At 34.5% G+C, this 12345-nt stretch carries 15 protein-coding genes; 11 read left to right on the top strand and 4 right to left on the bottom strand.

What is annotated here, in order from left to right; all coding sequences use genetic code 11:
* Positions 1-174: 174 nt before the first annotated feature.
* From terS to G4D61_RS16240, 3 genes are read left to right on the top strand one after another with little or no spacing between them, the layout of a single operon-like run.
* Entirely contained in the window at positions 175-681 is a 507-nt protein-coding gene (gene terS / locus G4D61_RS16250; protein WP_163174421.1) for a phage terminase small subunit, read from the top strand.
* A 34-nt stretch (positions 682-715) separates the two neighbouring features.
* The gene (locus G4D61_RS16245) at positions 716-1288 is read left to right on the top strand and encodes a polymorphic toxin type 50 domain-containing protein (protein WP_268978389.1); all 573 of its coding nucleotides are present in this window, start codon (positions 716-718) and stop codon (positions 1286-1288) included.
* On the top strand, positions 1275-1493 hold the full coding sequence (locus G4D61_RS16240) for a hypothetical protein (protein ID WP_025731642.1): 219 nt from the start codon (positions 1275-1277) through the stop codon (positions 1491-1493). The genes G4D61_RS16245 and G4D61_RS16240 overlap by 14 nt, the downstream gene beginning before the upstream one ends.
* A 394-nt stretch (positions 1494-1887) precedes the next feature.
* On the opposite strand, the gene G4D61_RS16235 is transcribed toward G4D61_RS16240, so the two are convergent.
* Entirely contained in the window at positions 1888-2718 is an 831-nt protein-coding gene (locus tag G4D61_RS16235; protein WP_163174417.1) for an SDR family oxidoreductase, read from the bottom strand.
* A gap of 102 nt (positions 2719-2820) precedes the next feature.
* Here G4D61_RS16235 and G4D61_RS16230 point away from each other — a divergent pair, with 102 nt between their 5' ends.
* Positions 2821-3225 carry a MerR family transcriptional regulator gene (locus G4D61_RS16230; RefSeq protein ID WP_025731640.1) on the top strand — a complete coding sequence of 135 codons (405 nt, stop codon included), beginning with the start codon at positions 2821-2823 and terminating at the stop codon, positions 3223-3225.
* A gap of 374 nt (positions 3226-3599) precedes the next feature.
* On the opposite strand, the gene G4D61_RS16225 is transcribed toward G4D61_RS16230, so the two are convergent.
* Positions 3600-3929 (bottom strand): YhjD family protein, encoded by a 330-nt coding sequence (locus G4D61_RS16225; RefSeq protein WP_025731639.1) that lies wholly within the window; start codon positions 3927-3929, stop codon positions 3600-3602.
* Between the two features lie 293 nt (positions 3930-4222).
* Here G4D61_RS16225 and G4D61_RS16220 point away from each other — a divergent pair, with 293 nt between their 5' ends.
* Complete coding sequence (locus tag G4D61_RS16220; RefSeq protein WP_163174415.1) at positions 4223-4510, top strand: LexA family protein; 288 nt, start codon at positions 4223-4225, stop codon at positions 4508-4510.
* Positions 4511-5553: 1043 nt separating this feature from the next.
* Entirely contained in the window at positions 5554-6942 is a 1389-nt protein-coding gene (locus tag G4D61_RS16215) for a glycosyltransferase (protein ID WP_163174413.1), read from the top strand.
* Here G4D61_RS16215 and G4D61_RS16210 read toward each other — a convergent pair.
* Positions 6929-8005: a glycosyltransferase gene (locus tag G4D61_RS16210; RefSeq protein WP_163174411.1), complete on the bottom strand. Its 1077-nt coding sequence runs from the start codon at positions 8003-8005 to the stop codon at positions 6929-6931. The two genes, G4D61_RS16215 and G4D61_RS16210, sit on opposite strands and share 14 nt — an antisense overlap.
* Positions 8006-8163: 158 nt before the next feature.
* Between G4D61_RS16210 and G4D61_RS16205 the strand changes: the two genes are divergently transcribed.
* The 5 genes from G4D61_RS16205 to G4D61_RS18555 all read left to right on the top strand — a co-directional run bounded on the left by G4D61_RS16205 (position 8164) and on the right by G4D61_RS18555 (position 11319).
* Positions 8164-8877: a BclA C-terminal domain-containing protein gene (locus G4D61_RS16205; protein ID WP_163174409.1), complete on the top strand. Its 714-nt coding sequence runs from the start codon at positions 8164-8166 to the stop codon at positions 8875-8877.
* A gap of 770 nt (positions 8878-9647) precedes the next feature.
* The gene (locus G4D61_RS18375) at positions 9648-9776 is read left to right on the top strand and encodes a hypothetical protein (protein WP_268812479.1); all 129 of its coding nucleotides are present in this window, start codon (positions 9648-9650) and stop codon (positions 9774-9776) included.
* 162 nt (positions 9777-9938) lie between these two features.
* Entirely contained in the window at positions 9939-10187 is a 249-nt protein-coding gene (locus G4D61_RS16200; RefSeq protein ID WP_025731436.1) for a hypothetical protein, read from the top strand.
* 398 nt (positions 10188-10585) lie between these two features.
* Entirely contained in the window at positions 10586-11092 is a 507-nt protein-coding gene (locus G4D61_RS16195; RefSeq protein ID WP_035355134.1) for a DUF3189 family protein, read from the top strand.
* A 122-nt stretch (positions 11093-11214) separates the two neighbouring features.
* Positions 11215-11319, top strand: coding sequence for a transposase (locus G4D61_RS18555; RefSeq protein ID WP_152604322.1), 105 nt, complete (start codon positions 11215-11217; stop codon positions 11317-11319).
* Between the two features lie 398 nt (positions 11320-11717).
* Here the strand turns inward: G4D61_RS18555 and G4D61_RS16185 are convergent, their stop codons facing one another.
* Complete coding sequence (locus tag G4D61_RS16185) at positions 11718-12341, bottom strand: YcnI family copper-binding membrane protein (RefSeq protein WP_371316523.1); 624 nt, start codon at positions 12339-12341, stop codon at positions 11718-11720.
* Positions 12342-12345: the final 4 nt, after the last annotated feature.

Here is a 12345-nt window from a genome sequence, read left to right as displayed (position 1 = left end):
AACAACATTCGGATTCATGGAACACTTGGCTATTTAACACCAATCGAATACAAGAAAAAGACCTTATAAAAATTGTCCAGTTTAGTGTTGACAATCCAGAGATAGCACTCAATGAGGTGCTTTTTCTTTTGCTCCAAAACAAACAAAACTGATGGAGGTGGACGGTGATATAACGTGGCAAGACTAAGAAATCCAAAACGAGATAAGGCATTTCAAATATGGGTGAAAAGCAATGGAAAAAGGAAATTAAAAGAGATTACAGCAGAATTAGATCTATCCAATTCTCAAATTCGTAAGTGGAAAAATCAAGATAAATGGGATGAACAATTGAATGGTAACGTTTCGAAACGAAAACGTGGTGCTCCTGTTGGGAATAAAAACGCCAGTGGTCATGGTTCACCTAAGGGAAATTCCAATGCTCTTAAGCATGGATTGTTTTCAAAATACATCCCAGAGGGTACATTGGAAATCATGGGGATGTTGGAAGAAAAATCCCCTGCTGATTTAATTTACGATCAGATCATGATACAATACGCAGCTATTATTCGAGCACAAAAAATCATGTATGTTCGAGATAAGTATGATCTAAGTAAAGAATTAAAAAAGGAAAATGAATTTGAGTTCGGATCAACATACGAATATGAGATAAAATGTGCTTTAGATAGACAACTGACCTCTTAAAGCACAACCAAGGGCAAAACGTGAATTAAATGTGATGCAAGCCTTAGGTGATGAAAAGGGAATACGGCAAGCGAAAGAGAAAATTAGACAAAAACAAGCCAAAATGAGAGAATTCATTAATGATACAGGTAGAACAAGACGTTATGATCGTGAACAAGTAACTTCTTTGTCCAAGCAAGATACCCTAAACCATCATCAACAAATGGTGAAAAAAGCTAGAGAAAAAATTAGAAATAAAATCTCTAAAGGTAAAATTAGTACAAAGATCAATCCTGAAAAACAGGCTCGTCATATTCTTGGTGATCCAGCTTATGAAGCATATAAAGAGAAATTATCCAAGAAAGGTGTGTATGGTCCCAGCTATTTAACAATTAGTCAAGGAGAGGCACAAAAATTGGTTCAAAAATATGCGGGAACTGGGGAAATAAGAGTAAGTAAAAATTTTAAGTTTGAAAATAAAGAAAGAATATTACACAATGACAAAAAATCGGCTATTATGTTAATAACAATGGAAATCATATCTTTACTAGTAATTTTGAAATCCGTTATTCAAAAACGGGAGTACACATTTTTCCAACGAAAGGGTGATGTTGATGACACTAGATGAAATTAAACCTTTCTTAGATAAAAATGTATTGGTTATTCTGGATACAGGTCAACAATATGAAGGATATTTAACAAATTATGTTCCTGAACTAGATGACGATGAAAATCTTATTCAAAGTGTGGATTTAATACCAAGTGACGGACACGAGCTAGGTTATTATTATGGTTTTGAATTAGAACAAATAAAAAAGATAGAATTAATCTAAAGGCTTTTATCAATAGGAAATTGATAAGGGCCTTTTTATTTTGGGAAAAGGAGTGAATAGAAAAATAGACTAATAGAATAGGAGATAGTGGAGATTGGATTGGAACAGAGCGAATATATTGCTACAATATATATCCTACCAATTCACTAGTTAAACAATGTAGAGAATCGAAAAAAACTTAGATGTTTATAATGCTAACTTTGGTTTAAGAATAGATTTGAAAATAACAATAAAGCCCTTACGTTTATGTAGGGCCTTATTATCATAACTGTATAATTCCAAGTCTTTTGCTAAGGTAAGTTAATTCAGTTGGTAAAATACGGTAATAGGAGAACCAACAATTTTATCCATAGTTGCTATAAAAATTCCTCGTCGATAGGATTAAATCATCCCGTCAGCTATTAAAGTAATGACCATGCTTGAGGTCTGAGATCAGGTTTGAGTGCACATGGTGCCAGCCCAATAGTTTCTGAGTCTGTACACTTGATCTCGGGATGTCGAGCGCCGCAATGCTGCTGAGGAAGTCGAAGTGTTCGTCTGCTTTATCACGTGAAATGCTGATTACTGGCAGGTTAAGGTGCTCACCGATGACACTCACGATGTCACGAAATGGTACGCCCTCATCTGCAACCCCGTCTAGTCGTGCTCCGGCTGGTGCCTTTTCCAATGCGAGGCAGTAGAGATGTGCAGCATCAAGTCTGTGTACAGCCGGCCAGCGGTTTGAACCGTCATCAATGTAAGCAGACACGCCCTTTTCACGGGAAATATTGATTAGCCTCGGTATGAATCCTTTGTCTCCTTCGCCGTGCACAGATGGGGCGAGACTCACAACCGATGTCCGTACCCCGCGCTTTGCCAACGACATCATTTCGTTATCTGAGGCCGTTCCGTTGTAGTGAGCAGTGGTCACGAATGGTTTTCCGGATCCTTCGAGCGCCTCCCCTATCGTCTTTATAACACGTAAATCAGTCATGAGCGAGTTAGCGAAGTCCGAGAAATCATGTTTAAACGCCAGGTGGATAACACCGTCCGCATTGGCGGCACCGCTACGAAGGCTGTCGAAGTCGTCAAGATCACCTCGGTGCACATCTACCCCAGCCTCCTTCAGTTTCTCCGCACCATTGTCTGAGCGAGTAAGCCCAACGACTTTATGACCGGCATCGATGAGTTCCTGGACGACGGCGGAACCGACGTACCCTGTTGCTCCTGTTATAAAAATACGCATCACATATCCTCCTTAAATAGTTGAGTTGTAGAATTACTTGAACGAATGTATTATAAACTTTAGAGTTAACTCTAAGGCAAGTCATATTAAGGAGATTTGTACATGAAAATTCAAGAATTAGCTGAAAAGACAGGTTTAACAGCCTATACAATTCGTTTTTATGAAAAAGAGGGTTTACTGGATAGTCGGCATGTCCGGAGAGAGAACAATAATTATCGTAACTATTCAGAAGAGGCGATCGAACGTTTGAAACTAGTAAAGAAATTTCAGGGGATTGGCTGTTCGCTAGCTGAACTAAAGGAAATCTTGCAGGATATTGATACAAATACACGTACCCATCAACAAATCATTGAATGGATTCGCCAAAAAATAAGTGAAATTGAACATAAAAAGGAAGAATTGGATCAGATGCTTGAAACACTTAACCGGATGGTGGAATACAGAATAGCATTGATGAATGATCCAGAAAACGCCAATACTTTATTAATGAATCGACATCCTGATTAAGTTGTGCATCGTTTGAATTGGGAGTTTTTTTATCAGTTTCCGACAGAAGACTCCCACTTCAAGGAATGTGTAGGGCGTAGCCCAGTGAGTAAGTGGGAGATGAATGTCGGTTAGGCGTGAGCCTAAAAGTTTTCTAAAAATAACAACATAAATCTGGTAGCGAAGAATCCATTTAATCCATTTTGATCAATCTTTTTTTAGATTGGATTCATTTTAGTTTTATTATTTTGTTTATTAATGAGGTGTTCTTGAACAAACACTAATCTTAGTTAATGTCTGGATTTTCTTTCTTCTATAAAATGTTTTTTACAATAAAAACTTCCCTCACTATTTTTTAAATCCTTCGAAAGAGGAATGTACCTTTATTTGATCCATCACCATAAGTATGTATCAATTCGTTTCCTTACCCAATCTGCTGCAATATAAGGGTGATATTTTTTATTATGCTCATAACCGCGGACAAACACCGAATAGTAGAGATCATGATTCTTTTTAAATCTTATCTTTTGTTTATATACCTCACGCTTCACTTTATTAAGATCCTTCGCCAATTGACTAAGAGCCTTATCAATCATCATAATATATGGCTCTTTAAACCTCACTTTACTTTCTTCAATGATTTTCTTATCTCGTTCTAATGTTTTCCTAACTAATGGTAGAAGAATATAATCAGCAATTATTTCATTTTCATCCTCTGATAACATTATCAAGATAATCACCTCATTTTTGACTATGAAAGAACATCTGTTTGTATTATAATGAAAACAAACGTTCGTAGTCAAGGGGACTAATCGGTAGAAGTTTGTAACCATTGCTTTAGAGGATGATGAAAGACTTGAATTGATTTACATTCCTCATAAAGGGGAGATTATGCAACGGCAGATCAGGGTATGGAATGTTAATGATAATTCTTTCAATGCTTTTTGAGGCAGTTCATTTAAGAAACAAACATTCTGCCGATTAGTCATATCCGAGGATGCAATAAGGAGGCTCAATTATGTCAATAAATATAGGATTGGATGATTTTCTTAAATTAAATAAACGATTAGGAGAGAAAGAAAAGGATATTTTAAATTTTATTCAAAGTTATAGAGAATCTCATGCATACGCACCATCAATGATGGAAATTTGCCGGAAGTGTGGGTTGAGATCAACTAATACTGTATATACTTATCTGCAAAAATTAAAAAATAAAGGATTAATTGATTGGCAGCCGAAAGTCTCAAGGACAATAAGAATTGTAAAAAGAAGCTATGTGAAGAGGCCCCCACAGTTAAAATTTTAGTATTATAGGAATTTAATTAGTAAATCATACAGGAATTTGAGAGGCAACCCATTGGGCGTAAAATTAGACTTCATTTTATGCTAGAAAATATGTGCATTGGTTTCTTTATAATCGTGGTTGTTGCTGTTTATGATGAAGAGAAAATGGTTTTTTATTAATGTGTGAATGGTTAGAGTAATATATTTTATAACTTTTTTAAATAAACAAGATCTCTAATAGGCAATTCTCAAATCATAACCTCAATGTCTATTTTGATTTAGAATTACGTTTATTGCATTTTAAAAAAATGATCATTCCTCATTAAGCTTTTTTAATGAGTTTATTTTTTTCATAATGACAGTTGTTTGCCCTAAACTAACTATAAAGACGAAGAGGGCAAAAATTAATTGAAAATACATCGCTTGTCTACCTGCTCTTTAATCATAAATGATTGATATTGTGAAACAATAAAGGCGGATATTATTTGGATCAAACTTATGGTGATAAAGGTTTTATTTTTTACCGTGTTATTCATGCTAACGGAACCTCCATTTTTAAAAGATATGATGACAATAGTCTTTGTATCTGTACTCGTTTTATTCATAAATGATCATCCTATCTGACATTTTCCAGTTACAGCAATAATGGACAAGAATTTTATCCAAACTAATATAACCTTTCTTGGTCAACAGATATTATCGGGTGGAAATGGTGGGAGTGTCTTTTTAAATGAATAATTTTAATGTAATTTGGAAATATATGTAATAAGTTTTCCATATCATTCTCCACATAAAAAAGCCCTCACGTTTATGTGGGGGCTTTTTTAGTGGTATAAATGTCACTGCATTACTCGCAAAGTTTCTCGCTAAGGTAACATGCTGTAAATATTAACTCTAGAATCAAGAAAGAGTTTGAATAAGAAAGTTTAGAAATTCGCTTATTTTTTCAAGAATGAAAGAGGGACAATGTTATGACCTAATGATCGTTAAAAAGAAAAAAGTGTTAATATGTCCTTTTAGATCATAATTTAAAAGCGGGAAGTTTATGTAAAAGGGGGAGATTACTTGAAAACAAGCATTATTATCCTGACATATAACCAATTAAATTATACTAAGCAATGCATCAATAGTATTTATAATTACACGAATAAAGACGATATTGAGGTAATTGTTGTTGATAATGGATCAACAGATGGAACAAAAGAATACTTAAACAAGTTAACAGAAATAAAGAAAATCTACAATAATAAAAATCTAGGTTTTTCTAAAGGATGTAATCAAGGCATGTCCGCCGCTAAATATGATAATATTTTATTTCTTAACAACGATACAATTGTAACAAAGAATTGGCTAACAGCGATGTTAAGAGAACTTCATAGCGATGAAAGTGTAGGAATGGTTGGACCAGTAAGTAACAATGTTAGTGGTGAGCAGCAAATAAATGTAACGTACCAAGATATTCATGATTTAGATGATTTTGCTGAATTATATTGTAATAAACAAAAAAATAAATCAAAATATGTACTACGGCTTGTTGGCTTTTGTTTATTGGCGAAACGTGAAATATTAGATGAAATTGGTAACTTTGATGAATATTTTGAATATGGTTCATTTGAAGATGATGATTTATGTTTACGGGCATTATTAAAAGGATATCATTTGAAAATAGCATTAGATTCATTTGTACATCATCATGGACACGCGACATTTATGGGAAATCAGGAACTTAATGTATATGAATTGTATAGAAAAAATTATTTAAAATTTCTGGATAAATGGAATTTTGATTGGTCGTACTATATTCATCCGCGACCTGAAATAGTAGATTTAGTACCTTCTCAAGCTAAAATGATTTTGGATGTTGGCTGTGGTGCTGGTGCAACAGGAATTTCCATTATGAATCGGCAACATTGCGAAATGTACGGCATCGAATTAAATCAAATATCAGCAAGTATAGCAAAGAACTATTATAAAAAGGTTTTTATAAGTGATGTGGAAAATATTAAACTACCGATAGAGGAAGAATCATTAGATGTAATAATATTTGCTGATATTCTAGAACATTTAAAGGATCCATGGTCTACTGTAATTAGATTTTCAAAATATTTAAAGCGGTCAGGAGTAATTGTTTGCAGTGTTCCGAATGTCTTGCATGCAGAAGCTCTGTTACCACTACTACAGGGAAGCTGGTCTTATACAAATGCAGGAATATTGGATCGCACGCATCTTAGATTTTTTACCCTTGACACGATAAATACGCTTTTTCCAAAGAAACTGTTCGAAATAGAGGAAATTAAATATAATTATTTAAATGTGGAACCAAAAATTAAGTTGTTTTTTCAGGAGGTAGCTCATCTAGCCGCTAAATTTGGAATTTCAGTCAATCAGTTATCCAATCAAATAGAAATTTACCAAATATTAGTGAAATCAAAAAAAGTTCTCATTGATGATTGAGAACTTTTTTGAAATATTCTCTATTGGATAAAATATCAGGGTGGTCGGGAGAGTATTCTAATGCCTGTTCATTGTGATAATTAGCAACATCATATTGCTCAAGTCTATCATAGCAAATCGCTAATTGAAGATGAGGTAGCCATGTAGAACATATGTGGTTGTGAAAATAGACTGTTTCATTTGTAGAATTAGCAATCGCTTGTTTGTACCAATAAATAGCTGTGTTGAAATCATTTTTACAGTAGAAATGATAACCTATTCGACAACAAGTTTCAGGAATCGGCGGACCATATATTATTGCTTGAATTGTCCAATGTATGGCTAGTTCTGGAATGTTTAGGTGGGTATAGCAATCTGCTAATTTATTACAGGCGTTAATGCAGTCCTGAGACCAGCCTTTATTAGTATTAAGAAAACGTAAATAATGTTCAATTCCCTTTTCATAAAATTGATGATCAACTAGTTCATTTGCATAATAAAATAAATCTCTCGGAGAAAACTCTTCCCCTTGTTCAATCATTTTTTCATATATTTGCAAGTTACGATTCGGTTCACTTTCCTTTAATGGTTGGTGGGTTATTGCAATGTCACTATGCTTAATGTTTCCGTATACTTCCAAGTATTCATGAACTTTTCCAATCCACTTAAATTGTCGCTCTCTTTTTACCAAACGATGTCTTTTTATACTTGTAATGGCAGTACCATTTTTATCAAGGGTTAGATTATAATTCATAGAAACAGCATCCGTATCAAGTGATAAGCCTTTTTTTAACTCCATAAATAAGTGTTTATCTTTTTCTAGGATAACATCATCTGCATCGAGCCAAAGTATAAAATCTTTTGTTGCTTGCTGAAACGCATAATTTCGAGCTGCGGCAAAATCTTCGATCCAATTAAAGTTAAAAACTCTATCAGTATATTGTTGAGCAATGTTTACAGTGTTATCTGTAGAACCAGTATCAATAATATTAATTTCATCTACAGCATCATAGATGGATTTTAAACATCTTTCAATAACATCCTCTTCATTTTTTACAATCATACATAAACTTATTGTCACCATATGATTCCCCTCCTAGCATATTTAATGTATTCACAAAAATTAAATAAGTGAGGATGTGCGTTTTTCTCATTTATGTGATAATTCATTCATACTTGGGTTAACGTCGGTTCAATAGTTATTTACATGAATAATTTGATTTGTGAAAGGGAGGGAAAAATATGACAATTTTTGGAAGTAATGTTATTTTTGGTGGTGGAGGATTCTCGGGTGGAACTGGACCGACAGGACCAGCTGGACCAACCGGGGCAACGGGAGCAACAGGACCAGCAGGAGCAACAGGACCAACCGGGGCAACGGGAGCAACAGGACCAACCGGGGCAACGGGAGCAACAGGACCAGCAGGAGCAACAGGAGCGACAGGAGCAACAGGACCAGCAGGAGCGACAGGAGCAACAGGACCAGCAGGAGCAACAGGAGCGACAGGAGCAACAGGACCAGCAGGAGCGACAGGAGCAACAGGACCAGCAGGGGGGCTACCAGCAGCACTCAGTGCATCCAGTAATGTTGGAGCATTAGGAATCGCTCTCACAGCAGGCAGTCCAGTACCATTTCCTATTACTGATGCAACATTTGGTACTTCAATTACACGAGTCGATGATGATACTTTTAGTATAAATACTCCTGGTTTTTATACAGTGACTTATAGTATATCTACTGCTCTCGTATCATTATTAGGCGGTGTAGAAGTTCAAGTAAATGGTACAGCAGTTTCTGGTACAAATACATTAATTTCAGCAGGCGTTAATCTTTCTGGTGTAGTTTTATTTGAGGTAACAACAGTGCCAGCTACTGTAGAAATCGTTGTAACTGGATTAGGTTTAACTGTTGCTAGTGGTAATAGTTCTCAAATACTAATTGAACAGATTAGTTAATATAAAATAGTGAAATGAATTGGATTGAGAATTAGAAAAATTTTTATCAAACTCTTTTGAATGATAATCCTAGCTAAATGAAACACGATGAAATTATGAGCACCTCCAAATATATTGGAGGTGATTTTTCTTGATAAGTTATGAAGGAAAGAGTGGAAGCAGGAGAATTTCATAAGGGAATATACGCTTGAAGAAAGTAAATGTTGATGACTATGTTTTGACAGCAAGATTGAGGCAGATAAACTTGAAAAGTTGAAGCAAAAGGTGAAGAGGTTTATTTTATAGAGTTTCAGCATCTATTCATCTCGCTTATCTAACTTGTCAGAAATACTTTTTACAATGTTGTTTTTTTCTTTCTGTAATTTAAGAAACTTAATCATATACCAGATTACAAATACAATTGCAGATAGGAAAAAAGGGACATATAAAAGCGGTACTAAAGTTAAGAATGATATCCAACTTATTTTTTTAACCCCCACAATTTTTTGGTAATTATACCATATTTATGAGCAGGATATTGAATTACTACATGCTTGTTCTTATGACGTATATAACGTCTGGGAGACTAACTACGGACGTGGTCGAAAATAACAAGAAGAGTCACTGGATATAAACCATGTTTCATGATTGAGCTAGGTGGGAAATCTTTGCTTTGCCTCTCTTAAAGCAAAGTTTAATTATAAAAATATAAATATTTAGATAAAAAAATTTCTCACGAGCATTGATATATTATTAATGTTATAACTATCTTTCTAATAGAAGGTGATTACTTGGGAACAGTTATATTTTTCGCAATTATTGTATTGGTATTTACATTTGCTGTATGGTTGATCCATAAAGGAGCAGCAGGGGCATACTCAATTTTTCACGATACAGTCGATTTAAACAAGGTGTTTTAAGAGAAGAAATTGAAGGACTTAAACAAAAGGTGAATGATCTTGAAAGAGAATTACATAACTATATCAATTCGGAGAAATGAAGGTAAGGTCCTTTTAAAATGCATAAATATGATAATGGAGTTTTGAAAAATTGGGAAATTATATGATTAAGGAGTGGGCGTGGTGTTTTTTAAAAGAAATTTAGTTTATACAGCGTTATCTCATGCTGACTATTTTAAAATATCACAAGCTTTTTCTAAAGAGGGTATATTCTATAAAGTAAAAAATAAACGCTTGAAAAATTCCTCCTTACCTTTACCTGAAAATGATATGCTCTCTAGTGGGATTCAAGTTCCGGCAATTTATGAATTTTACGTGAATCAGAAAGATCAATTTAAAGCAGAAAAAATTTTATCATCCATATCCATTTAATGAGAGAATGGTTACAACTGTAAACTATAGGAATAAGAGTCATGTTTGTCATAAAAAGGCTCTCTTTTCTTTAGTCAATGTATTCAATTTTACATAAAACTTTACAATAAAGAATCGTTATTGTTAGTAAAATAGGATCTAAAGTGAGAGAATAATGAAATTTTCACTATCCATAGTGGGAAAATCCCCCAAGGATGTGGGAGTATCGGCAACAATTCATATATCGCTATAAAGAAGATCCAAATGACTCTGTACAGAACAAAAGAATATATGTGTTAATGCATGTTATTTCATTCTGTGGCTTGCGCATATATGAAAAAGTTATTTATCTGGGCAAAATGGGCACAATAATAGTACGAAATGATGATAAAGTGAATTTATTGGTAGAGGGTGAATCTATGATTTATATATATAATGATTTTGGTGGAACGCATACGACGTCATTAGCTGCAGCCTATCACTTAAAACAGATACCTGCCGATCACAAATTAACTAAAGAAGAAATTTTAGCAGTCCCTTATTTTAATCAGTTAAAAACTTCGGATATGGGGAAAATTATTTTTCATGGAATAGACGAGGATGGAAATTCTGTTTATACAGTGGGCCGCGGTTCTTCCAAACATATGATTCCAGCTTTGAAGAATTTAAGTTCATTATTACAAGAAAAATACGATGGCAGTGAAAAAATAATATTTTCTAACACATCACCAACAGTTCCGTTTGCCATGACAATAGGTGGGTTGCTATCAAGAAGATTGCATATTGATTTTCTAGGCGTTCCTTTGCTTGTCATTGGCGCGAAACAATGTTATCAGGATATTGTTCGCTTAGTCAATCACACAAAAGAGATGGCAAAAAAGACTAATAAAAGGGTTCAAGTGTTACGCAATAAGTCATTTAAGTAATTTAACTCAGTTTTTCTGTTGTTCTGCAGCAAATCACTATGAGGGGCGGTATTGTAACGTGCTAAGAAATACACCAGTTTAAAAACGCGAAATAACTGAACGTTTACGTTGGTAACGATATTATGCACTATCAATCTGGCATTACGCACTACTGTGATCGTATCAATAAAAGAGGGAATAAAAAGCTACGAAAGATTTTATTTTTTATGATTGCGCAATGCTTATGACAACAAAAGGAAAACCCAATCATTTAGTGGATTATTATGACAAATTAAAAACGCAACCTCAGAGAAAGCCTCATAAGGTCACGATTATCGCGTGTATCAATAAGTTTCTGAAAGTGACGTTTCAGCTACTGACACACGGCATACTTTACGATTATGAGTCCGCACTACCAGTTCAGAAATCGTAACTACAATTAAATCATAAAACTCAAAAGAAATTACTGAAAGATACTTGACTAATCGTAAGAAGAGGTTGGGAAAAATCAAAAGTAGCTAACTAAAGAAGGGCATTGCACAAATCAGCTCCGAAAATATACGTAGACTTCTGCGGGAGCAGGAGTGTAGTGCAATATTCAGTTTTTCTTTCGTTAAAATATACTTTCGTCCCATCCTCTTGTTTATTATTTTCTCTTAATAAATGAAACAATTAATGACAATGCAGAAAGAATAATCGCAATAATAGATAGGGTTAGCGTAATAGTCTTTGAGCCATTTTCATTGTTAGTGCTGCTGGAAGACTTTTGTTGATCATGCGCAGTTAATGTATTTGATGTAGCTGCAGATTTTGTTATTTTTGTAATAGAATGTGGTGTATCTGATTTTTCATTGCCTGTCCATTCTACAATGGAACCATCTTTGTAATATTGGAAAGCATTCCAAGCAGCAGAACCTGCTTTATCTGGATTTTCAGCAACGAAAGTAAATTGTTGAAATTGACCTACACCAATTCCTTTTCCGCTCGCTGTCCAAGTAATTGTTTTCACTTTACCCGATGAATCTTTTGTAAGTTTTACGTTCCATCCTTGAACAGGTTGATAAGACTCCAATTGAACACCTTTTGGCATTTTTAATGTTACTTTAACTGTTGGCACTTTTTTCTCAGTAGGTACTTTCATTGTGTAAGTTTCCCAAGCTCCCGGTGCGGAAGTACTAGGTGTTACAACAACATGTGCACTTGCAACCCCTGCAAATAAAAACATTCCTGCCAAAATAGGGAAAGCAGTTGCGGCTAGCTTTTTAAATATCTTC

Source organism: Heyndrickxia ginsengihumi (genome assembly GCF_011008565.1).
Classification (GTDB): Bacteria; Bacillota; Bacilli; order Bacillales; family Bacillaceae_C; genus Weizmannia; species Weizmannia ginsengihumi.
This window is presented reverse-complemented; position numbering and strand designations above follow the sequence as displayed.

Coding starts and splice junctions, on each gene's coding strand:
- G4D61_RS16245 (WP_268978389.1), top strand. CDS start 716: ATGCAAGCCTTAGGTGATGAAAAGGGAATACGGCAAGCGAAAGAGAAA.
- G4D61_RS16240 (WP_025731642.1), top strand. CDS start 1,275: ATGACACTAGATGAAATTAAACCTTTCTTAGATAAAAATGTATTGGTT.
- G4D61_RS16235 (WP_163174417.1), bottom strand. CDS start 2,718: ATGCGTATTTTTATAACAGGAGCAACAGGGTACGTCGGTTCCGCCGTC.
- G4D61_RS16230 (WP_025731640.1), top strand. CDS start 2,821: ATGAAAATTCAAGAATTAGCTGAAAAGACAGGTTTAACAGCCTATACA.
- G4D61_RS16225 (WP_025731639.1), bottom strand. CDS start 3,929: ATGTTATCAGAGGATGAAAATGAAATAATTGCTGATTATATTCTTCTA.
- G4D61_RS16220 (WP_163174415.1), top strand. CDS start 4,223: ATGTCAATAAATATAGGATTGGATGATTTTCTTAAATTAAATAAACGA.
- G4D61_RS16210 (WP_163174411.1), bottom strand. CDS start 8,005: ATGGTGACAATAAGTTTATGTATGATTGTAAAAAATGAAGAGGATGTT.
- G4D61_RS16205 (WP_163174409.1), top strand. CDS start 8,164: ATGACAATTTTTGGAAGTAATGTTATTTTTGGTGGTGGAGGATTCTCG.
- G4D61_RS16195 (WP_035355134.1), top strand. CDS start 10,586: ATGATTTATATATATAATGATTTTGGTGGAACGCATACGACGTCATTA.
- G4D61_RS18555 (WP_152604322.1), top strand. CDS start 11,215: ATGCACTATCAATCTGGCATTACGCACTACTGTGATCGTATCAATAAA.